This window comes from Sphingomonas montana, assembly GCF_001956315.1.
Taxonomy (GTDB): domain Bacteria; phylum Pseudomonadota; class Alphaproteobacteria; order Sphingomonadales; family Sphingomonadaceae; genus Sphingomonas_R; species Sphingomonas_R montana.
In genome coordinates this window covers 85,830-104,582 of record NZ_MOLY01000045.1, presented here as the reverse complement: position 1 = coordinate 104,582, position 18,753 = coordinate 85,830, and the positions used below count along the sequence as shown (strand labels likewise).

General features: G+C 64.4%; 29 protein-coding genes. 28 read left to right on the top strand and 1 reads right to left on the bottom strand.

Annotated features, from left to right (window positions below; all coding sequences use genetic code 11):
* Window positions 1-32 precede the first annotated feature (32 nt).
* The 3 genes from lpdA (at window position 33) to BKY59_RS14005 (ending at window position 2,579) form a co-directional block, all read left to right on the top strand.
* Window positions 33-1,430 (top strand): dihydrolipoyl dehydrogenase, encoded by a 1,398-nt coding sequence (gene lpdA / locus BKY59_RS14015; protein ID WP_076072971.1) that lies wholly within the window; start codon window positions 33-35, stop codon window positions 1,428-1,430.
* Between the two features lie 158 nt (window positions 1,431-1,588).
* Window positions 1,589-2,227 (top strand): phosphatase PAP2 family protein, encoded by a 639-nt coding sequence (locus BKY59_RS14010; protein WP_165374862.1) that lies wholly within the window; start codon window positions 1,589-1,591, stop codon window positions 2,225-2,227.
* Window positions 2,228-2,237: 10 nt separating this feature from the next.
* Complete coding sequence (locus BKY59_RS14005) at window positions 2,238-2,579, top strand: DUF3140 domain-containing protein (RefSeq protein ID WP_076072678.1); 342 nt, start codon at window positions 2,238-2,240, stop codon at window positions 2,577-2,579.
* A gap of 14 nt (window positions 2,580-2,593) precedes the next feature.
* Here the strand turns inward: BKY59_RS14005 and BKY59_RS14000 are convergent, their stop codons facing one another.
* Window positions 2,594-3,436: an alpha/beta hydrolase gene (locus BKY59_RS14000; protein ID WP_076072969.1), complete on the bottom strand. Its 843-nt coding sequence runs from the start codon at window positions 3,434-3,436 to the stop codon at window positions 2,594-2,596.
* Between the two features lie 103 nt (window positions 3,437-3,539).
* Here BKY59_RS14000 and BKY59_RS13995 point away from each other — a divergent pair, with 103 nt between their 5' ends.
* From BKY59_RS13995 to rpmD, 25 genes are all read left to right on the top strand, one after another.
* Window positions 3,540-4,460, top strand: a complete 921-nt coding sequence (locus BKY59_RS13995; protein WP_076072676.1) for a cation diffusion facilitator family transporter — start codon at window positions 3,540-3,542, stop codon at window positions 4,458-4,460.
* Between the two features lie 235 nt (window positions 4,461-4,695).
* Window positions 4,696-5,067: a 30S ribosomal protein S12 gene (gene rpsL / locus BKY59_RS13990; protein WP_076072968.1), complete on the top strand. Its 372-nt coding sequence runs from the start codon at window positions 4,696-4,698 to the stop codon at window positions 5,065-5,067.
* A gap of 78 nt (window positions 5,068-5,145) precedes the next feature.
* Window positions 5,146-5,616 (top strand): 30S ribosomal protein S7, encoded by a 471-nt coding sequence (gene rpsG, locus BKY59_RS13985; RefSeq protein ID WP_076072675.1) that lies wholly within the window; start codon window positions 5,146-5,148, stop codon window positions 5,614-5,616.
* A 165-nt stretch (window positions 5,617-5,781) separates the two neighbouring features.
* Window positions 5,782-7,857 carry an elongation factor G gene (gene fusA, locus BKY59_RS13980; protein WP_076072673.1) on the top strand — a complete coding sequence of 692 codons (2,076 nt, stop codon included), beginning with the start codon at window positions 5,782-5,784 and terminating at the stop codon, window positions 7,855-7,857.
* Between the two features lie 101 nt (window positions 7,858-7,958).
* Complete coding sequence (tuf, locus tag BKY59_RS13975) at window positions 7,959-9,149, top strand: elongation factor Tu (protein ID WP_076072672.1); 1,191 nt, start codon at window positions 7,959-7,961, stop codon at window positions 9,147-9,149.
* A gap of 129 nt (window positions 9,150-9,278) precedes the next feature.
* Complete coding sequence (rpsJ, locus tag BKY59_RS13970; RefSeq protein ID WP_076072670.1) at window positions 9,279-9,587, top strand: 30S ribosomal protein S10; 309 nt, start codon at window positions 9,279-9,281, stop codon at window positions 9,585-9,587.
* Between the two features lie 266 nt (window positions 9,588-9,853).
* Window positions 9,854-10,606: a 50S ribosomal protein L3 gene (gene rplC, locus BKY59_RS13965; protein ID WP_076072668.1), complete on the top strand. Its 753-nt coding sequence runs from the start codon at window positions 9,854-9,856 to the stop codon at window positions 10,604-10,606.
* Between the two features lie 2 nt (window positions 10,607-10,608).
* Window positions 10,609-11,232 (top strand): 50S ribosomal protein L4, encoded by a 624-nt coding sequence (gene rplD, locus BKY59_RS13960; protein ID WP_076072667.1) that lies wholly within the window; start codon window positions 10,609-10,611, stop codon window positions 11,230-11,232.
* On the top strand, window positions 11,225-11,539 hold the full coding sequence (locus BKY59_RS13955) for a 50S ribosomal protein L23 (protein ID WP_076072665.1): 315 nt from the start codon (window positions 11,225-11,227) through the stop codon (window positions 11,537-11,539). The genes rplD and BKY59_RS13955 overlap by 8 nt, the downstream gene beginning before the upstream one ends.
* Window positions 11,540-11,546: 7 nt before the next feature.
* Window positions 11,547-12,383, top strand: coding sequence for a 50S ribosomal protein L2 (gene rplB, locus BKY59_RS13950; RefSeq protein WP_076072664.1), 837 nt, complete (start codon window positions 11,547-11,549; stop codon window positions 12,381-12,383).
* Window positions 12,384-12,385: 2 nt separating this feature from the next.
* Entirely contained in the window at window positions 12,386-12,661 is a 276-nt protein-coding gene (gene rpsS, locus BKY59_RS13945; protein WP_076072662.1) for a 30S ribosomal protein S19, read from the top strand.
* Window positions 12,661-13,038 (top strand): 50S ribosomal protein L22, encoded by a 378-nt coding sequence (gene rplV / locus BKY59_RS13940; protein ID WP_076072661.1) that lies wholly within the window; start codon window positions 12,661-12,663, stop codon window positions 13,036-13,038. Before rpsS ends, rplV begins: the two co-directional genes overlap by 1 nt.
* Window positions 13,038-13,733: a 30S ribosomal protein S3 gene (gene rpsC / locus BKY59_RS13935; RefSeq protein ID WP_076072659.1), complete on the top strand. Its 696-nt coding sequence runs from the start codon at window positions 13,038-13,040 to the stop codon at window positions 13,731-13,733. The genes rplV and rpsC overlap by 1 nt, the downstream gene beginning before the upstream one ends.
* 102 nt (window positions 13,734-13,835) lie before the next feature.
* Window positions 13,836-14,267, top strand: coding sequence for a 50S ribosomal protein L16 (rplP, locus tag BKY59_RS13930; RefSeq protein WP_076072657.1), 432 nt, complete (start codon window positions 13,836-13,838; stop codon window positions 14,265-14,267).
* Between the two features lies 1 nt (window position 14,268).
* A complete protein-coding gene (gene rpmC / locus BKY59_RS13925) occupies window positions 14,269-14,472 on the top strand; it encodes a 50S ribosomal protein L29 (RefSeq protein ID WP_076072656.1) in 204 nt (67 codons plus the stop codon).
* A gap of 12 nt (window positions 14,473-14,484) precedes the next feature.
* Entirely contained in the window at window positions 14,485-14,748 is a 264-nt protein-coding gene (gene rpsQ / locus BKY59_RS13920; RefSeq protein WP_076072654.1) for a 30S ribosomal protein S17, read from the top strand.
* A gap of 14 nt (window positions 14,749-14,762) precedes the next feature.
* A complete protein-coding gene (gene rplN, locus BKY59_RS13915; RefSeq protein ID WP_076072653.1) occupies window positions 14,763-15,131 on the top strand; it encodes a 50S ribosomal protein L14 in 369 nt (122 codons plus the stop codon).
* Window positions 15,131-15,451 (top strand): 50S ribosomal protein L24, encoded by a 321-nt coding sequence (rplX, locus tag BKY59_RS13910; protein ID WP_076072652.1) that lies wholly within the window; start codon window positions 15,131-15,133, stop codon window positions 15,449-15,451. The genes rplN and rplX overlap by 1 nt, the downstream gene beginning before the upstream one ends.
* On the top strand, window positions 15,444-16,043 hold the full coding sequence (rplE, locus tag BKY59_RS13905) for a 50S ribosomal protein L5 (protein ID WP_076072651.1): 600 nt from the start codon (window positions 15,444-15,446) through the stop codon (window positions 16,041-16,043). Before rplX ends, rplE begins: the two co-directional genes overlap by 8 nt.
* A 35-nt stretch (window positions 16,044-16,078) precedes the next feature.
* The gene (gene rpsN, locus BKY59_RS13900) at window positions 16,079-16,384 is read left to right on the top strand and encodes a 30S ribosomal protein S14 (protein WP_076072650.1); all 306 of its coding nucleotides are present in this window, start codon (window positions 16,079-16,081) and stop codon (window positions 16,382-16,384) included.
* Window positions 16,385-16,393: 9 nt separating this feature from the next.
* Window positions 16,394-16,789 carry a 30S ribosomal protein S8 gene (gene rpsH, locus BKY59_RS13895; protein ID WP_076072649.1) on the top strand — a complete coding sequence of 132 codons (396 nt, stop codon included), beginning with the start codon at window positions 16,394-16,396 and terminating at the stop codon, window positions 16,787-16,789.
* Window positions 16,789-17,322, top strand: coding sequence for a 50S ribosomal protein L6 (rplF, locus tag BKY59_RS13890; RefSeq protein ID WP_076072648.1), 534 nt, complete (start codon window positions 16,789-16,791; stop codon window positions 17,320-17,322). The genes rpsH and rplF overlap by 1 nt, the downstream gene beginning before the upstream one ends.
* A complete protein-coding gene (rplR, locus tag BKY59_RS13885) occupies window positions 17,322-17,675 on the top strand; it encodes a 50S ribosomal protein L18 (protein WP_076072647.1) in 354 nt (117 codons plus the stop codon). The genes rplF and rplR overlap by 1 nt, the downstream gene beginning before the upstream one ends.
* Window positions 17,676-18,461, top strand: a complete 786-nt coding sequence (gene rpsE / locus BKY59_RS13880) for a 30S ribosomal protein S5 (RefSeq protein WP_076072646.1) — start codon at window positions 17,676-17,678, stop codon at window positions 18,459-18,461.
* A gap of 5 nt (window positions 18,462-18,466) precedes the next feature.
* Window positions 18,467-18,643, top strand: a complete 177-nt coding sequence (rpmD, locus tag BKY59_RS13875) for a 50S ribosomal protein L30 (protein ID WP_076072645.1) — start codon at window positions 18,467-18,469, stop codon at window positions 18,641-18,643.
* The last annotated feature ends 110 nt before the right edge of the window (window positions 18,644-18,753 follow it).

Genomic DNA, 18,753 nt, shown 5'->3' with positions numbered 1-18,753 from the left:
TGCAGACGACGACGTTTCTTCAGGAGCAGCATGTGGCCGACCAATATGACCTTATCGTGCTGGGTTCCGGCCCCGGTGGCTATGTCGCCGCGATCCGGGCCGCGCAGCTCGGGCTGAAGGTCGCGATCGTCGAACGCGAGCGGCTGGGCGGTATCTGCCTGAACTGGGGCTGCATCCCGACCAAGGCGCTGCTCCGCACGTCGGAAATCTACCATTATATGCAGAATGCCGGGTCCTACGGCCTGTCGGCGGACAATGTCGCATTCGACCTGGCCAAGGTGGTCGATCGCAGCCGCAGGGTGGCGGGGCAGCTGAACGCAGGCGTCAAGGGCTTGATGAAGAAGAACAAGATCACGGTCGTCGAAGGCGTCGGCACGATCACCGCCCCCGGCAAGCTGTGCGTCGATCGCCGCGACGAGACGGTCGAGCTGGTGGCCAAGGACATCATCATCGCCACCGGTGCGCGCGCCCGCGACCTGCCGTTCGCCAAGGCGGACGGGGAACGGATCTGGACGTACCGCCACGCCATGACGCCGACCGTGATGCCGACCAAGCTGCTGGTCATCGGGTCGGGCGCGATCGGGATCGAGTTCGCCAGCTTCTACAGCGACATGGGCGTCGACGTGACGATCGTGGAGATGCTCGACCGGATCCTGCCGGTCGAGGATGCCGACGTGTCCGACTTCATGCTGAAGGCGTTGACCAAGCAGAAGATGACGATCCTCACGAACTCGGGCGTGTCGAAGATCGAGACGTCGGCCGACGGCGTGAAGGCGACCGTCAAGGTGAACGGCACGGACGAGGTGCGTGACTACAGCCATGTCATCGTCGCCATCGGCATCGTCCCGAACACGGAGAATATCGGGCTGGAGGCGTTGGGCGTCACCACAGCGAAGGGCGGCAACATCGAAACCGATCCGTATGGTCGCACCAATGTCGAGGGCATTTGGGCGATCGGCGACGTGACCGGCGCGCCGTGGCTGGCGCACAAGGCGAGCCACGAGGGCGTGATCGCCGCCGAGAAGATGGCGGGCTATGCCGGCGTCCATCCGATGGACAAGGCGAACATCCCGGGCTGCACCTACAGCCGGCCGCAGGTCGCGTCGGTGGGCTTTACCGAGGCGAAGGCGAAGGAGCTGGGCCATGAGGTGCGGGTCGGCAAATTCCCGTTCATCGGCAACGGCAAGGCGATCGCCCTGGGCGAGGCCGAGGGGTTCGTGAAGACAGTGTTCGACGCGAAGACCGGCGAGCTGCTCGGCGCGCACATGATCGGCGCGGAAGTGACCGAGCTGATCCAGGGTTATGTGGTGGCGCGCCAGCTCGAGACGACCGAGACGGAACTGATGCAGACCGTGTTCGCGCATCCGACGCTGAGCGAGATGATGCACGAGAGCGTGCTGGGCGCGTACGGCCGGGCGATCCATTTCTAGGATTTGGTCACAGCTCCGCCCGTCGTCATCCTGACGGACGTCAGGATCCATTCTCACTCCGTCAGCAGACAGCCTCGACCGTAGTGATAATGGATCCTAGCGTCCGCTGGGATGACGGCGTTGAAGTCAGCGACAGGTCCGTGCTGCGAGGGCGCTTGATGAATCGTGGATACCGTCCTCTGATTTTCGCGCTGGCCTTGTGGGTCAGCGCCGCAGCGATCGGTTTTGCGGTGGAGGCGGGCGCGCTGCGCGGGTTCGACGTCGCGGTTCTGCTGGGGCTGGCGGTGCCGGCGCGGGCGGCGGGGTGGCCGGTGCCGGTGCTGTTGCTGGCGACGGTGCTGGGATCCGCAGCGGTGCGCCTGCCGGTCGCGGCGGCGGTGACGGCGGCGCTGGCGTGGCGGCGCGACGGGCGGGGCGCCGCCATGCTGGCCGTGACGACGATCGGCATCCTGTTCGGCAATGCCGGGTTGAAGCTGATCGTCGGACGCGCGCGGCCCGACATGCTGAACCATCTGGCGGTCGAGACGTCGCTCAGCTTTCCGAGCGGGCATTCCTCGAATGCGGCGGCGGTGTTCCTGGCGCTTGGCTGGGTGCTGGTGCGGCAGGGTGGGCGGCCCGGCGTCGTCTGGCCGATGGTGATCGCACTGGTACTGGCGGTCGGCGTGTCGCGGGTCGTGCTGGGCGTGCACTGGCCCAGCGACGTGATCGCCGGCTGGTGCGTGGGGGCGGGCTGGATGCTCGTCTGCACGGTCCTGTTCGCGGATCGCGCCCCGGCCCCGCGCGTTCGCGTCCTGTAGGAGAGCGACGATGCAGGACGACCAGGACGAGATCTACCGCGATTTCAACGCCGCGGTGAACATGCCGCCCGCCGAGATCGAGAAGTTCCTCGAAACCGACGACAGCAAGCGCGTCGGATGGAAGGGCGAAGACGGCGACGGGAAAGGTGAATCGGTCGGCCACGCCGCCGGCCGGCGGATCGTGGCGATCAAGCGGACGAAGAAGGCCGAACTGAGCGACGCCGACTACGCCCATATGAAGAAGGTCGTCGGCTACGTCGCGCGGCACGCTGCGCAGAAGCCGAAGGACGATGTGGAACATAGCGACTGGCGCTATTCGCTGATGAACTGGGGCCACGACCCGCTGAAATGATCGGGTTCGCGCCGTCAGGGGAGGGCGCGCGCGATCGTCCATCCGGCCGGTGCGGTCTGCGGCCACCCGGCGAAGGCACCCGAACCCATTGCGGCGATCCCTTCCGTGATGAAAGGGCCGAGTTCGTGCATCTGCGGCTTGTGCGCGCGGTCCGCCATGGTGACGAGGACCGTGGGGCCGGCAGCAGCATCGAGCAGCGTGCGCGATTGTTCGGGCGGGACAATCCGGTCATCGAGCCCGTGAATCAGCAATAGCGGGATCCGCGATCGGCGGACGGTGGCGAGATTATCCCACGGATCGACCACGAACGCGCGGGTCGCCCAGGGGGCCGCCGCCGACAGCCGGGTGAAGGGCGAGATCGCGACAATGCCCGCCGCATGCTCCGACCCGGCCGCCTCGATCGCCACCGCCGCGCCCAGCGAGTGCCCCACCATCCACAGGCGGGCATCCGGTCCCTTCAGCCGGCGCGCCTCCACCGCGAAGGCATGGGCGGCGGCAAGCATCGATGCCTCGCTCGGCCGGCCCGGGTTTCCGGCGAAGCCGGGGTAGGAGGCGACCAGAACCGAGTCGCCTTTGCCCGCGAAATATTCGGCATATTTCGCCCCGACGCCCTGGCTGGCGCGCCGGCCGTGAAAGAACAGGATGATATCGCGATCGGTCCGCTCGCCCGGCCAGTAGAAGCCCTGCAACGCGCCGGTGCCGGGCAGTGCGACGCGCAGTTCCTGCGGCGCGGACCTTGTGAAGTTGCCGATGGTTACGGGGGTATCGGGGGCGAGATAGATCTTGTCGCGGACCAGATCGGAACAGCCGCCGAGGCACGCCGATCCGATGAGCAGGGTGAGGAGAGCGGCTCGCATGCCATCCCAGATAGGGTGGCACATGCGTACGTCCACCGCGCTGGCGCGTTCGCGGTCCGACCGCGCCGGGTGAACATGCGACCATGGAAGGACGATCGACGGAATGAGCGCAGCGCAGGACCGGAAGGGCGGCGGCACGCTGGTGCTGTACGCGGCACTTGCGGCGAACATGGGCATCGCGGTCGCCAAGTTCGTGGCGGCAGGGATCACCGGATCGTCGGCGATGCTGACCGAAGGGTTCCATTCGGTCGTGGATTCGGCGAACCAGCTGCTCCTGCTCCACGGCCGGAAGCGGTCCGAACGGCCGGCGGACGACCTGCATCCGCTGGGCTATGGGCGCGAACTGTATTTCTGGTCGTTCGTGGTCGCGATCCTGATCTTCGCGGTGGGCGCGGGGTTCTCGGTCTACGAAGGCGTGGCGCATCTGTCCGAACCGGAGGCGATGAACGACCCGACGATCAACTATGTCGTGCTGGCCGTGTCGCTCGCGCTGGAGGGAAGCAGCTGGTTCGTGGCGCGGCGCGAGTTCGCGGCGGCGCAGGGCGATCTGAGCTGGTGGCAGGCGGTCCGGCGATCGAAGGACCCCACGACCTTCATCGTGCTGTTCGAGGACAGCGCGGCGATCCTCGGCCTACTGCTCGCGGGGCTGGGCGTCGCGATCAGCCATGCGACCGGCGACGCGCGGTGGGACGGCGTCGCATCGATCCTGATCGGTGTCGTGCTGGGCGTGGTCGCGGTGGTGCTGGCGCGCGAATCGAAGGACCTGCTGATCGGCGAGCGGGCCGACCCCGCGCTGGTTGCCGCCGTGCGCGCGTCGGTGGACGGTCGTTCCGAAGTCGTGCGCGTGGTGAAGGTGACGACGGTGCATCTGGCACCGGAGATCGTGTTCCTCGGGATGGACGTCGATTTCGTCGACACGGTGCCGGTCGGACGGGTCGAGGCGCTGATCGCGGAGGCGGAGACGGACCTGCGCCGCGACTGGCCGGTGCTGGCCGCGATCTATATCAAGCCGGTCTCGTCCTGACCGGGGAAAGCGCGGAGCCGAAAGGTTCCCGGCCGTTGACCCTTCCGGCCTCCCGCGGTATAGCGCCCGGCGATCCGAACCGGGTCGAGCGCTTACCCGCGTTCGGTTTCATCAGATCAGCTTGAACATTGCCGATGTGTGTAGGGCTTCGGAACGGTCGTTATGACCGCCGGGGCCTTCGTGCATTCCCGCACGAACAGGCACGGTAAAGTAACTTTAAAAGGTGAAGGGCTTCATGCCAACGATCAACCAGCTAGTGCGCCACGGACGCGTTCTCCAGAAGGAGAAGTCGAAGGTCCCGGCGATGGAAAAGAACCCGCAGAAGCGCGGCGTCTGCACGCGCGTCTACACGACGACGCCGAAGAAGCCGAACTCGGCACTGCGCAAGGTCGCCAAGGTTCGCCTGACGAACAGCCGCGAAGTCATCAGCTACATCCCGGGCGAAGGCCACAACCTGCAGGAGCACAGCGTCGTGCTGATCCGCGGCGGGCGTGTGCGCGATCTTCCCGGCGTGCGCTACCATGTGCTGCGCGGCGTGCTCGACACACAGGGTGTGAAGAACCGCAAGCAGTCCCGTTCCAAGTACGGCGCCAAGCGTCCGAAGTAAGCCGATCGCCTTACGCCCCGGCGCACATCGTCGGGGCGCATGTTCGATCTCCCAGGCTGAAGTTAAAAGGAAAAATTGATGGCACGTCGTCGTCGTCCAGAGAAGCGCATCATCCTCCCCGATCCCAAGTTCGGTGACGTGATCCTTTCCAAATTCATGAATTCCGTCATGTATGACGGCAAGAAGTCCACTGCCGAAGGCATCGTCTATTCGGCACTCGAAACGGTCGAGACCCGCGCCAAGCGCGAGCCGCTGGCCGTGTTCCACGACGCGCTGGTCAACATCGCGCCGGGCATCGAAGTCCGCTCGCGCCGCGTCGGTGGTGCCACCTATCAGGTGCCCGTCGAAGTGCCGCCGGCCCGTTCGCAGGCGCTGGCCATCCGCTGGCTCATCACTGCCGCCCGCGCGCGCAGCGAGAACACCATGTCGGGTCGCCTGTCCGGCGAACTGATGGATGCCGCCAACAACCGCGGCAACGCGGTGAAGAAGCGCGAAGACACGCACCGCATGGCGGAAGCGAACCGCGCCTTCTCGCACTACCGCTGGTAACGGCGACGGGGCAGGGGGCGCGGCCGTTCGCGGCGATGCTGCCCTGATCCACGATGTCCGGTCCGCCGTCCGCGGCGGGCCGGGACTCGAAAGCGTCACGGTTCCTACTTATATCGTCTGTGCGCGGGGCCTCGGGCTCCGAACCCCGACATCGGAGATACCATCATGGCCCGCAGCCATCCGCTCGACAAGTATCGTAACATCGGCATCATGGCCCACATCGATGCCGGCAAGACGACGACGACCGAGCGCATTCTTTATTACACCGGCAAGTCCTACAAGATCGGCGAAGTGCACGAAGGCACCGCGACGATGGATTGGATGGAACAGGAGCAGGAGCGCGGGATCACGATCACGTCTGCTGCCACGACCTGTTTCTGGAACGACCACCGCATCAACATCATCGATACCCCCGGGCACGTCGACTTCACGATCGAAGTCGAGCGTTCGCTTCGCGTGCTCGATGGCGCGGTCGCCTGCTTCGACGGCGTCGCCGGTGTGGAGCCGCAGTCCGAGACCGTCTGGCGCCAGGCCGAGAAGTACAAGGTCCCGCGCATGTGCTTCATCAACAAGCTGGACCGCACCGGCGCCAGTTTCGAGCGCTGCGTCGACATGATCAAGGACCGCCTCGGCGCGCGTCCGGCCGTCCTGTACTTGCCGATCGGCATTGAGGGCGGCTTCAAGGGGCTCGTCGATCTGGTCGAAAACCGTGCGATCATCTGGCTCGAGGAATCGCTGGGCGCGAAGTTCGAATATCAGGACATCCCGGCCGATCTGGCCGATGCCGCCGCGACCGCCCGGTCCGAACTGATCGAGATGGCCGTCGAGCAGGACGACGACCTGATGGAAGCGTATCTGGAAGGCACCGAGCCGACCACCGCGCAGCTGAAGGCGCTGATCCGCAAGGGCACACTGAACTTCTCGTTCGTGCCGGTCCTGTGCGGCTCCGCGTTCAAGAACAAGGGCGTGCAGCCCCTGCTCGATGGTGTCGTGGACTATCTGCCGAGCCCGCTCGACATTCCTCCGGTCGAAGGTCTCAAGCTTGACGGCGTCACGGTCGAGACGCGTCCGCCGGCCGACGACGCACCGTTCGCGGCATTGGCCTTCAAGATCATGAACGATCCGTTCGTGGGTACGCTGACTTTCGCCCGCATCTATTCGGGCAAGTTGGACACCGCGACCGTCGTCATGAACTCGGTCAAGGACAAGAAGGAAAAGGTCGGTCGCATGCTGCTGATGCATGCCAACGACCGCGAGGACATCCAGGTGGCCTATGCCGGCGACATCGTCGCACTGGCGGGTCTCAAGGATACCACGACGGGCGAGACGCTGTGTTCGATGAACGCGCCGATCATCCTGGAACGGATGGAATTCCCCGAGCCCGTGATCGAGCTGTCGGTGGAGCCGAAGACCAAGGCCGACCAGGAGAAGATGGGCGTCGCGCTCAATCGCCTGGCGCGCGAGGATCCGTCGTTCCGCGTGTCTTCGGACAACGAGAGTGGCCAGACCATCATCAAGGGGATGGGCGAGCTCCATCTCGAGATTCTGGTCGATCGCATGAAGCGCGAGTTCAAGGTCGAGGCGAACATCGGTGCGCCGCAGGTGGCGTATCGCGAGTCGCTCGCGAAGAAGGTCGACGTCGACTACACCCACAAGAAGCAGTCGGGCGGCTCCGGCCAGTTCGGCCGCATCAAGTTCACGGTGGAGCCGGGCGAGCGCGGCCAGGGTGTGATCTTCAAGGACGAAGTGAAGGGCGGCAACGTCCCGAAGGAATATATCCCTTCGGTCGAGAAGGGTATCCGCGAGATCGCGGCAACCGGATCGCTGATCGGCTTCCCGATCATCGATTTCACCGCGACGCTGTATGACGGTGCCTACCATGACGTCGACTCCAGCGCGCTGGCGTTCGAAATCACGGGCCGGGCCGGCATGCGCGAAGCGGCGCAGAAGGCGGGGATCAAGCTGCTCGAGCCGATCATGAAGGTCGAGGTGGTCAGCCCGGAGGATTATCTGGGCGACGTCATCGGCGATCTGAACAGCCGTCGCGGGCAGATCCAGGGCACCGACAGCCGGGGCAATGCCCAGGTGGTCGAGGCGATGGTGCCGCTCGCCAACATGTTCGGCTATGTGAACCAGCTTCGTTCGTTCACGCAGGGCCGGGCACAGTACAGCATGCAGTTCTCGCATTATGACGAGGTTCCGTCGAACGTCGCCGAAGAGCTGAAGGCGAAGCTGGCCTAAGCCGGAAAACATCGCTAAGGGCGCGTCCACGGCGGGTGGGCGCGCCCCGGAAATGAGCCAAGGGCAAGCGCCCGACATCAAACGTAAGAAGGTAGGACATCATGGCGAAAGCTAAGTTCGAGCGGACCAAGCCGCACTGCAACATCGGCACCATCGGTCACGTCGACCACGGTAAGACCTCGCTGACCGCAGCGATCACCAAGGTTCTGGCCGAAACCGGCGGCGCCACCTTCACCAGCTACGACAACATCGACAAGGCGCCGGAAGAGCGCGAGCGCGGCATCACCATCTCGACTGCCCACGTCGAGTATGAGACGCAGGCGCGTCACTACGCGCACGTCGATTGCCCGGGCCACGCCGATTATGTGAAGAACATGATCACCGGCGCGGCGCAGATGGACGGCGGCATTCTCGTCGTGTCCGCAACCGACGGCCCGATGCCGCAGACCCGCGAGCACATCCTGCTCGCACGCCAGGTCGGCGTGCCGCAGCTCGTTGTGTTCATGAACAAGGTCGACCTCGTCGATGACGCCGAGATCCTCGAGCTGGTCGAGCTGGAAATCCGCGAGCTGCTGTCGTCCTACGACTTCGACGGCGACAACATTCCGGTCATTCCGGGTTCGGCCGTCTGCGCGCTGAACGGCACCAACGAAGAGATCGGCCGCTCGGCCGTCCTCAAGCTGATGGAAGCTGTCGACACGTTCATTCCGCAGCCGGAGCGTCCGCTGGACCGTCCGTTCCTGATGCCGATCGAGGACGTTTTCTCGATCTCGGGTCGCGGCACGGTCGTCACCGGCCGCGTCGAGACCGGCATCGTCAAGGTCGGCGAGGAAGTCGAGATCGTCGGCATCAAGGACACCCGCAAGACCACGGTCACGGGCGTCGAGATGTTCCGCAAGCTGCTCGACTCCGGTCAGGCCGGCGACAACATCGGCGCGCTGGTTCGCGGCGTGGGTCGTGAAGAGGTCGAGCGCGGCCAGGTGCTCTGCAAGCCCGGTTCGATCAAGCCGCACACCGAGTTCACGTCGGAAGTCTATGTGCTGTCGAAGGAAGAGGGTGGCCGTCACACGCCGTTCTTCGCCAACTACCGCCCGCAGTTCTACTTCCGCACCACGGACGTCACCGGTGAAGTCGTGCTCCCCGAGGGCACCGAAATGGTGATGCCGGGCGACAACGTGCAGCTCAGCGTCAAGCTGATCGCACCGATCGCCATGGAAGAGGGCCTGCGCTTCTCGATCCGCGAAGGCGGCCGCACTGTCGGTGCAGGGGTTGTCGCTTCGATCACGAAGTAATATAGACTGCCTCAACGAGCCGGCCGGCTCCCCCGCATAGGGGAGTCGGCCGGTTCGCGTTTAATGGAAGCCCCGTCCGTTCCGGCAGGAACGTGGCACGTGGGCAGGCTCTTTCGCATCGGTAGGGACATGGACACCAATATCCGCATTCGCCTCAAGGCGTTCGATCACCGCGTGCTCGATCAGGCGACCGGCGAAATCGCCGACACCGCCCGTCGCACCGGCGCACTCATCCGGGGTCCGATCCCGCTTCCGACGCACATCGACAAGTTCACGGTCAACCGTGGCCCGCACGTCGACAAGAAGTCGCGCGAGCAGTTCGAGGTCCGCACCTACAAGCGCCTGCTCGACATCGTGCAGCCGACGCCGCAGACCGTCGACGCACTTATGAAGCTCGACCTTGCCGCAGGTGTTGATGTCGAGATCAAACTCGCCTAAGGCATGCGCATCGCAGCGGGGTGATTCACCCCGCTGTCGCTTTTTCATGATCGATTCGTCGATCGTGTTGGAAGAGCAGGGATACCGACCGGCTTGCCGGTGACCGAGTCCCCGTCTTCTGTGATACCGGTTCGCCGGCGGAGCAGACAGCAGCCCGGACGGGGGCATAATCGGTACGACCAGGGTGGGCTCCGTGCATCAGCGCGGGGCTTTTTTCGTAATCACGCTCCTCCGAACGGGGAGCCTCTGAAGGGAAGGACAAGATCATGCGCAGTGGCGTGATCGCGAAGAAGATGGGCATGACCCGCCTGTTCCAGGACGACGGCCGGCATGTGCCCGTGACCGTGCTAAGCCTGGAAGGCGCGCAGGTCATCTCGCACCGCGAAGCCGACCGCGACGGCTACACCGCAGTCCAGATGGGCGCGGGCACCGCGAAGGCGAAGAATGTGGCGAAGCCGCAGCGTGGCCATTACGGCAAGGCTGAAGTCGAACCCAAGGCGTATGTCGCGGAATTCCGCGTCGACGCGGACAGCCTCCTGGACGTGGGCGCGGAGATCTCCGCCGACCATTTCGCAGTAGGCCAGCTGGTCGACATTGCCGGCCGTACGCAGGGCAAGGGTTTTGCCGGCGGTATGAAGCGCTGGAACTTCGGTGGTCTGCGCGCGACGCACGGCGTGTCCGTCTCCCACCGCTCGCTCGGTTCGACCGGTCAGCGCCAGGATCCGGGCAAGGTCTTCAAGAACAAGAAGATGGCTGGTCACATGGGCGACAAGCGTCGGACCCAGCAGAATCTCGAGGTCGTCCAGACCGACGTCGAGCGTGGTCTCATCTTTGTGAAGGGCTCCGTGCCCGGCTCGAAGGGCGGCTGGCTCCTCATCAAGGACGCCGTCAAGGTCGCAGCCCATGCCGCCACGCCCTTGCCAGGTTCGGTGAAGGCCAAGGCCGTGGCGACGAACATCCAGCAGACCGAGGCTCCGGCCGAAGCGCCTGCGACCACCACCGACGGCCAGGAGGGCTGATCATGAAGGTTCAGATCTCATCGCTCGGCGGTAATGGCGGGGACATCGATCTCGCCGACGACGTCTTCGGGCTCGATCCGCGCGCCGACATCCTGCACCGCGTCGTGACGTGGCAGCTCGAGAAGCGCCGTGCCACCGCACGGGGCGCTCGCGAGCGGTCCGATGTCGCGCGGACCGGCAAGAAGTTCGGTCGCCAGAAGGGCGGCGGTACCGCCCGTCACGGTGATCGCCGCGCACCGATCTTCGTCGGTGGTGGTAAGGCGCATGGCCCGCGGGTCCGCGACTTCAACCCGTCGCTGAACAAGAAGGTTCGGGCGCTCGGCCTCCGCATGGCGCTTTCGTCGAAGGCGAAGGACGGCAAGCTGATCGTCATGGACACATTGTCGCTTGAGAACGCCAAGACCAAGACGCTGGCGGCATCGTTGTCGCAGCTCGGTTTCGGCCGGACGGCGCTCGTGATCGACGGGGACATGGTCGAGCAGAGCTTCGCTCTGGCGAGCGGCAACCTGCGGTCGATCAACGTGATGCCCGCCGTGGGCGCCAATGTTTACGACATTCTGAAGCACGACACGCTGGTCCTGACCCGCGCGGCCGTCGAAAAGCTGGAGGCGCGGTTCAATGGCTAAGCAAGCCGCCAAGACGGTCGAGAACCGTCATTATGACGTGGTGCTCGCGCCGCACATCACCGAGAAGACGACGCTGCTCTCCGAGCATAATGCGGTCGTGTTCAAGGTGGCGGCCGATGCCACCAAGCCCGAGATCAAGGCCGCGATCGAAGCGCTCTTCTCGGTGACGGTGACGGGCGTCAACACGATGGTCGTCAAGGGCAAGACCAAGAAGTGGAAGGGTAAGGACTATACCCGTTCCGACATGAAGAAGGCGATCGTGACGCTGGCCGCCGGCCAGACCATCGACGTCACCACCGGGATCTGAGGGCGGCATGGCACTCAAGCATTATAACCCGACGAGTCCGGCCCGCCGTGGCCTGATCCTCGTCGACAAATCATCGCTCTGGAAGGGAAAGCCCGTAAAGGCGCTGACCGAAGGCAAGAGCAAGTCGGGTGGGCGTAACAACCAGGGCCATGCGACGGCACGCGGTATCGCGGGCGGTCACAAGCAGTCCTATCGCCACATCGATTTCAAGCGGCGGAAGTGGGATCAGCCCGCGACTGTCGAGCGCCTGGAATATGATCCGAACCGTTCGGCGTTCATCGCCCTCGTCAACTACGAGGACGGCGAACAGTCCTATGTGATCGCGCCGCAGCGCCTGGCTCCGGGCGACGTCATCGTCGCCGCCAAGCGCACCGACGTGAAGCCGGGCAACGCCATGGAAATCGGCCAGGCTCCGGTCGGCACCATCGTCCACAATGTGGAGATGAAGCCCGGCAAGGGTGGCCAGATCGCCCGCGCCGCCGGCACCTATGTGCAGGTCGTCGGTCGTGACAAGGGCATGGTAATGGTTCGCCTGAATTCGGGCGAGCAGCGCTATATCCGGTCGGACTGCATGGCCACCGTCGGTGCCGTGTCCAACCCGGACAACGGCAACACTAACCTTGCAAAGGCCGGCCGTAACCGTTGGCTGGGCAAGCGTCCGCTGACCCGCGGCGTCGCCAAGAACCCGGTCGACCATCCGCATGGCGGTGGTGAAGGCCGGACCTCGGGCGGTCGTCATCCGGTCACCCCGTGGGGCAAGCCGACCAAGGGTGCACGCACCCGGTCGAACAAGTCCACGGACAAGATGATCATCCGTTCGCGTCACGCGAAGAAGAAGAGGTAATCATGGCCCGCTCCGTATGGAAAGGTCCGTTCGTCGATCTCCACCTTCTGCGGAAGGCCGAGGCGGCGTCAGACGGCGGCACCCGTGGTGCCATCAAGACGTGGTCGCGTCGGTCGACGATCCTGCCGCAGTTTGTGGGGCTGACCTTCAGCGTCTACAACGGCCGCAAGTTCGTGCCCGTCTCGGTGAACGAGGACATGGTCGGAATGAAGCTCGGTGAGTTCGCGCCCACGCGCTACTTCCCCGGCCATGCCGCGGACAAGAAGGGCAAGCGCTGATGTCGAAGTCCGTTAGCCCACGCCGCGTCGGCGAAAAGGAGGCCCTTGCGGTCGCCACGTCCGTCCGCGGTTCGCCGCAGAAGCTGAACCTGGTGGCTGCGCTCATCCGCAACCGCAAGGCCAGCGATGCGCTGAACATTCTTCAGTTCTCCACCAAGGCGATGGCCGTCGACGTACGCAAGTGCCTCGCCTCCGCGATCGCCAATGCGGAAAACAACCACAATCTCGACGTTGACGCTCTCGTCGTGAAGGAAGCATCGGTCGGCAAGGGTCTGGTCATGAAGCGGTTCGCCACGCGCGCCCGCGGTCGTTCGACCCAGATCATCAAGCCGTTCTCGCGCGTCCGGATCGTCGTCCGCGAGCAGGAGGCCGAATAATGGGTCAGAAATCCAATCCCATCGGGATGCGGTTGCAGATCAACCGCACCTGGGACAGCCGCTGGTACGCCGAAGGCGCCGACTATGGTCGTCTGCTGCTCGAGGATTTGAAGATTCGCAAGCACATCATGACCTCGCTGCCGCAGGCCGCGATCTCCAAGGTCGTGATCGAGCGTCCCGCGAAGCTCGCGCGCATCTCCATCTATGCTGCACGCCCCGGCGTAATCATCGGCAAGAAGGGCGCGGACATCGAAAAGCTGCGCCGGACGCTCGGCAAGATGACCACCAGCGACGTGTCGCTGAACATCGTCGAGATCCGCAAGCCCGAGATCGACTCGAAGCTTGTGGCGCAGGGCGTCGCCGATCAGCTCGAGCGGCGCATCGCGTTCCGTCGTGCCATGAAGCGTGCGGTGCAGTCCGCGCTGCGGCTTGGTGCCGAGGGTATCCGGATCACCTGCGCCGGCCGTCTGGGCGGCGCGGAAATCGCGCGGACCGAATGGTATCGCGAGGGCCGGGTGCCGCTGCACACGCTGCGCGCGAACGTCGATTATGCCGAGGCAGAAGCCCACACCGCCTATGGCGTGTGCGGTGTGAAGGTCTGGATCTTCAAGGGTGAAATCCTTGGTCATGATCCGCTCGCGCAGGATCGTCTCATGATGGAAGCACAGACGTCGGGGGTTCGTCCGGCACGCTGAACATGAGGGGGTGGCGCACCGCGCGATAATCGCGTAGGGCCGCGCCTCCCCTCATTCAGTTGGCCTGATCGACCGTCGTTACGGTGTCAGAAGGTACAAGACATGCTGCAACCAAAGCGCACGAAATTCCGCAAGGCCTTTAAGGGCCGCATCCATGGCGATGCCAAGGGCGGTACGTCGCTCAACTTCGGTGCCTTCGGTCTCAAGGCCATGGAGCCCGACCGGATCACCGCACGCCAGATCGAAGCGGCCCGCCGCGCGATCACGCGTCACATCAAGCGCCAGGGGCGTTTGTGGATCCGCATCTTCCCCGACGTGCCCGTTTCGTCGAAGCCGGCGGAAGTCCGCATGGGTTCCGGCAAGGGTTCGCCCGAATTCTGGGCCGCCCGCGTGAAGCCCGGCCGCATCCTGTTCGAACTGGACGGCGTGCCCGGCCCGATCGCCCGCGTCGCTTTCGAGCGCGCGATGGAGAAGCTGCCCATCAAGACCAAGGTCGTTGCCCGCCTGGGCGAGTCCGTCCACGAGGCCGAGTGATATGGCGAAGATCGAAGACATGAAGTCCGCAACCGACGACCAGCTTTCGAGCCAGCTGTCGGACCTGAAGCGGGAGCAGTTCAACCTGCGTTTCCAGGCCGCCACCAACCAGCTGGAAAAGCCCAGCCGGGTACGTGTGGTCCGCCGGACGATCGCGCAGATCAAGACCCTGCAGACCGAGCGTAACCGCTCGGCTGCCAAGTAAGGAGCGCCAGCCATGCCGAAGCGCGTGCTGACCGGAACGGTGGTCTCCGACAAGACCGACAAGACGATCGTGGTCAAGGTCGAGCGCAAGGTTAAGCACCCTGTGTACGGCAAGATCATGCGGCGTTCGAAGAAATATCATGCGCACGATGAGGCGAACACGTTCCGCGAAGGCGAGACGGTCCGGATCGAAGAGTGCGCGCCGATTTCCAAGCTCAAGTCGTGGAAGGTGCTCGACCGCGTCGATACCCACGCGACGCCCGTCGCAGCCGCCTGAAGGAGGACTGACACATGATCCAGATGCAGTCCAATCTCGATGTCGCGGATAATAGCGGCGCAAAGCGCGTCCAGTGCATCAAGGTGCTGGGTGGCTCGAAGCGTCGTTTCGCGACGGTCGGCGACATCATCGTCGTATCGATCAAGGAAGCCGCACCCCGCGGCAAGGTTAAGAAGGGCGACGTTCACCGTGCGGTGATCGTGCGGACTGCAAAGGACATTCATCGTCCCGACGGTTCCACAATCCGCTTCGACGGCAACGCCGCGGTCCTGGTCAACAAGAACGAGGAGCCGATCGGCACCCGTATCTTCGGCCCGGTGGTCCGCGAGTTGCGTGCGAAGAACCACATGAAGATCATCTCGCTCGCCCCCGAGGTGTTGTGATGAGCGGAATGAAGGTCAAGAAAGGCGACAAGGTCGTCATCCTGTCCGGCAAGGACAAGGGCAAGCATGGTGAGATCACCAAGGCGATGCCTAAGGATTCCAAGGTGATCGTCGCTGGCGTGAATATCGCTACGCGGCATCGGAAGCCGACGCAGGGGCAGCCCGAGGGCGGTCTCGATCGGTTCGAGGCACCGTTGCACGTGTCGAAGGTTGCGCTGGAGGATCCCAAGACGGGCAAGCCGACGCGCGTCCGGTTCGAGATGCACGACGGCAAGAAGGTCCGCGTGGCCGTGAAGTCCGGGGAGAAGATCGGTGGCTGAAGCCAATAGCGAGCGTTACACGCCGCGCCTCAAGGCGGACTACGAAGCCCGCATCGTCAAGGCGATGACCGAGAAGTTCGGTTATACCAACCCGATGCAGGTGCCCCGGCTGAGCAAGATCGTGCTCAACATGGGCGTCGGCGAAGCCACGCAGGACAAGAAGAAGGTCGAAAAGGCCGCGGTCGAAATGACCAAGATCGCCGGCCAGAAGGCTGTCGTGACCAAGGCCAAGAAGTCGATCGCCCAGTTCAAGCTGCGCGAGCACATGCCGATCGGTTGCAAGGTCACCCTGCGCCGTGAGCGGATGTACGAGTTCCTCGACCGGTTCGTCACGATCGCGCTCCCACGCGTCCGCGATTTCCGCGGGCTGTCCGACAAGTCGTTCGACGGCCGTGGCAACTATGCCACCGGCCTGAAGGAACAGCTGATCTTCCCGGAGATCAGCTACGACGAGGTCGACCAGGTCCGCGGCATGGACGTGATCATCGCGACCACCGCCAACACCGATGACGAAGCGCGCGAGCTGCTCCGCCTGTTCGGTTTCCCGTTCCCGCAGCCGGTAGCACCGGCCGAAGAGAAGAAGGCCGCTTGAAAAGCGTGCCGACCGTAGGAAAGAGAACTTAAGTCATGGCGAAACTGAGTTCGATCAACAAGAACGAGCGTCGCAAGAAGCTCGTGAAGCAGTATGCCGGCAAGTATGCCGCACTGAAGGCGATCGCAAACGACGAAGGCAATGATGAGTCCGAGCGGCTCATCGCACGGCTGCGGATGGCCGAAATCCCGCGCAACGCGAACCCTACCCGGGTACGCAATCGCTGCGAGATGACCGGCCGCCCGCGTGCTTATTATCGAAAGTTCCGTCTCTCTCGTATCACCCTGCGTGATCTTGCCAACAAGGGCATGATTCCGGGTGTCACGAAGTCGAGCTGGTAAGGACCCCTTATGTCTTTGACCGATCCCGTGGGCGACCTGCTCACCCGCATCCGCAACGGCCAGCGCGCGCGCAAAGATAGCGTGGTTTCCCCCGCATCCAAGCTGCGTGCCCGTGTGCTCGATGTCCTTCAGCGCGAAGGCTATATCCGCGGTTATTCCAGCGAACCGGTCGCCGGCCATGATGGTCTGCGTATCGAGTTGAAATATTTCGAGGGCCAGCCGGCGATCCAGCATGTCGCACGTGTCTCCAAGCCCGGCCGCCGCGTCTATTCGGGGAGCCAGGAGCTTCCCCGGATCCGCAACGGCCTGGGCATCACCATCGTTTCGACGCCCAAGGGTGTTCTGTCCGACGCGGAAGCGCGCGACCAGAATGTCGGCGGCGAAGTCCTCGCAGAGGTGTTCTGATGAGCCGCATCGGTAAGAAGCCGGTTCCGATGCCCGCGGGCGTCGAAGCCAAGATCGAAGGCAAGCTGCTGTCGGTGAAGGGGCCCAAGGGGACCCTCACGCTGCCGATGCAGGACGAGGTTACCTACTCGGTCGAGGACGGCGGCGTGCAGGTCATGCCGGCCAACGAGACCAAGCGGGCGCGGTCCTTCTGGGGCATGCAGCGCACGATGGTACAGAACCTGGTCACCGGCGTGACGGACGGCTTCACCAAGAAGCTGCTCATCACCGGCGTCGGTTACCGTGCCAACCTGCAGGGCAAGACGCTGAAGCTTCAGCTCGGCTACAGCCACGACGTGAACTACGAGATCCCCGAGGGGATTACGATCGCGACGCCTGACCAGACGACGATCAACATCACCGGCAACGACAAGCAGAAGGTCGGGCAGGTCGCGGCCGAGATTCGCCGCTGGCGCAAGCCGGAGCCCTACAAGGGCAAGGGCATCAAATATGCCGGCGAGTTCATCTTCCGCAAGGAAGGGAAGAAGAAGTAATGGCCAAGCTGTCTCTCTTTGCAAAGCGGCGCCAGCGCGTCCGCACGGCACTTCGTGCCAAGGGTGGGGCCCGTCCCCGGCTGTCGATCCATCGTTCGGGGCGTCACATCTACGCCCAGATCATTGACGATGCGCAGGGTCGGACCGTCGCGTCCGCGTCCTCGCTCGACAAGGACGTGCGCGGCACGACCGGCGCAACGGCGGAAGCCGCGGCGAATGTCGGCAAGCGCGTGGCCGAACGGGCTTCGGCGGCGGGCGTGACCCGCGTCGTGTTCGATCGCGGTGGCTTCCTGTTCCACGGGCGCGTCAAGGCGCTCGCCGATGCGGCCCGCGAAGGCGGATTGGAGTTCTAAATGGCTGACGAAATCCAGAACCAGGCGGCTCCCGAGAGCGCGCCGGCACCGACCGAGCAGCCTCGCGGCGACAATCGTGGTCCGGGCGGCCCCGGTCGTGGCGGTCCCGGTGGCGGTCGTGGCGGTCCCGGCGGTGGTGCCGGTCGCGGTGGCCCCGGCGGCAACCGTAGCGGCCCCGGTGGCCAGCGCGGTGGTCGTGACGGCAACCGTGGTCGGCGCGACGGCCAGCGTGGCGGCAGCGACGATGGTGGCGAAGAGCTGATCGAGAAGCTCGTCCACATCAACCGCGTGTCGAAGACGGTCAAGGGCGGCAAGCGCTTCGGCTTTGCGGCGCTGGTTGTCGTCGGTGACGGCAAGGGCCGGGTCGGGTTTGGCCACGGCAAGGCACGCGAAGTGCCGGAAGCCATCACCAAAGCGACGGCCGCTGCCAAGAAGGCGATGATCCGCGTTCCGCTACGCGAAGGTCGCACGCTTCACCATGATGGCCGCGGTCATTTCGGTGCGGGCATGGTTTATCTGCGTTCGGCACCGGCCGGTACGGGCATCATTGCGGGTGGCCCAATGCGCGCCATCTTCGAAAGCCTCGGCGTGGCCGACGTGGTGACCAAGTCGGTCGGCACGAACAACCCCTACAACATGATCCGCGCGACGTTCGAAGCGTTGACGGAACAGACCAGTCCGAAGTCGGTGGCACAGCGCCGCGGCAAGAAGATCGCCGACCTGCTGGGTCGTGGTGGTGCTTCCGCCGAGGTTGCCGAAGCCGACGCGGCTGCGATCGCGGAGTAATCGACATGGCAACCATCAAGGTCACCCAGACCGGATCCCCGATCCGCCGCGAACCCAGCCAGCGTGCCACGCTGGTGGGTCTGGGGCTCAACAAGATGCACAAGACCAGCGAACTGGAGGACACTCCTTCGGTCCGCGGCATGATCCGCAAGGTCGCGCACATGGTGAAGATCGAAGGCTGAGGCTTTCGGCTTTTATCGGTCCGTAAAAGCCGTCTCACCCGCAAGGGTGGGGCGGCTTTTTTTTGTTGTCTCGTCGGCACTGCGGAGCGTGAGAAGCGAAGTCGGTAAGG

Coding starts and splice junctions, on each gene's coding strand:
- BKY59_RS14010 (WP_165374862.1), top strand. CDS start 1,589: ATGAATCGTGGATACCGTCCTCTGATTTTCGCGCTGGCCTTGTGGGTC.
- BKY59_RS14005 (WP_076072678.1), top strand. CDS start 2,238: ATGCAGGACGACCAGGACGAGATCTACCGCGATTTCAACGCCGCGGTG.
- BKY59_RS14000 (WP_076072969.1), bottom strand. CDS start 3,436: ATGCGAGCCGCTCTCCTCACCCTGCTCATCGGATCGGCGTGCCTCGGC.
- BKY59_RS13995 (WP_076072676.1), top strand. CDS start 3,540: ATGAGCGCAGCGCAGGACCGGAAGGGCGGCGGCACGCTGGTGCTGTAC.
- rpsL (WP_076072968.1), top strand. CDS start 4,696: ATGCCAACGATCAACCAGCTAGTGCGCCACGGACGCGTTCTCCAGAAG.
- rpsG (WP_076072675.1), top strand. CDS start 5,146: ATGGCACGTCGTCGTCGTCCAGAGAAGCGCATCATCCTCCCCGATCCC.
- fusA (WP_076072673.1), top strand. CDS start 5,782: ATGGCCCGCAGCCATCCGCTCGACAAGTATCGTAACATCGGCATCATG.
- tuf (WP_076072672.1), top strand. CDS start 7,959: ATGGCGAAAGCTAAGTTCGAGCGGACCAAGCCGCACTGCAACATCGGC.
- rpsJ (WP_076072670.1), top strand. CDS start 9,279: ATGGACACCAATATCCGCATTCGCCTCAAGGCGTTCGATCACCGCGTG.
- rplC (WP_076072668.1), top strand. CDS start 9,854: ATGCGCAGTGGCGTGATCGCGAAGAAGATGGGCATGACCCGCCTGTTC.
- rplD (WP_076072667.1), top strand. CDS start 10,609: ATGAAGGTTCAGATCTCATCGCTCGGCGGTAATGGCGGGGACATCGAT.
- BKY59_RS13955 (WP_076072665.1), top strand. CDS start 11,225: ATGGCTAAGCAAGCCGCCAAGACGGTCGAGAACCGTCATTATGACGTG.
- rplB (WP_076072664.1), top strand. CDS start 11,547: ATGGCACTCAAGCATTATAACCCGACGAGTCCGGCCCGCCGTGGCCTG.
- rpsS (WP_076072662.1), top strand. CDS start 12,386: ATGGCCCGCTCCGTATGGAAAGGTCCGTTCGTCGATCTCCACCTTCTG.
- rplV (WP_076072661.1), top strand. CDS start 12,661: ATGTCGAAGTCCGTTAGCCCACGCCGCGTCGGCGAAAAGGAGGCCCTT.
- rpsC (WP_076072659.1), top strand. CDS start 13,038: ATGGGTCAGAAATCCAATCCCATCGGGATGCGGTTGCAGATCAACCGC.
- rplP (WP_076072657.1), top strand. CDS start 13,836: ATGCTGCAACCAAAGCGCACGAAATTCCGCAAGGCCTTTAAGGGCCGC.
- rpmC (WP_076072656.1), top strand. CDS start 14,269: ATGGCGAAGATCGAAGACATGAAGTCCGCAACCGACGACCAGCTTTCG.
- rpsQ (WP_076072654.1), top strand. CDS start 14,485: ATGCCGAAGCGCGTGCTGACCGGAACGGTGGTCTCCGACAAGACCGAC.
- rplN (WP_076072653.1), top strand. CDS start 14,763: ATGATCCAGATGCAGTCCAATCTCGATGTCGCGGATAATAGCGGCGCA.
- rplX (WP_076072652.1), top strand. CDS start 15,131: ATGAGCGGAATGAAGGTCAAGAAAGGCGACAAGGTCGTCATCCTGTCC.
- rpsN (WP_076072650.1), top strand. CDS start 16,079: ATGGCGAAACTGAGTTCGATCAACAAGAACGAGCGTCGCAAGAAGCTC.
- rpsH (WP_076072649.1), top strand. CDS start 16,394: ATGTCTTTGACCGATCCCGTGGGCGACCTGCTCACCCGCATCCGCAAC.
- rplF (WP_076072648.1), top strand. CDS start 16,789: ATGAGCCGCATCGGTAAGAAGCCGGTTCCGATGCCCGCGGGCGTCGAA.
- rplR (WP_076072647.1), top strand. CDS start 17,322: ATGGCCAAGCTGTCTCTCTTTGCAAAGCGGCGCCAGCGCGTCCGCACG.
- rpsE (WP_076072646.1), top strand. CDS start 17,676: ATGGCTGACGAAATCCAGAACCAGGCGGCTCCCGAGAGCGCGCCGGCA.
- rpmD (WP_076072645.1), top strand. CDS start 18,467: ATGGCAACCATCAAGGTCACCCAGACCGGATCCCCGATCCGCCGCGAA.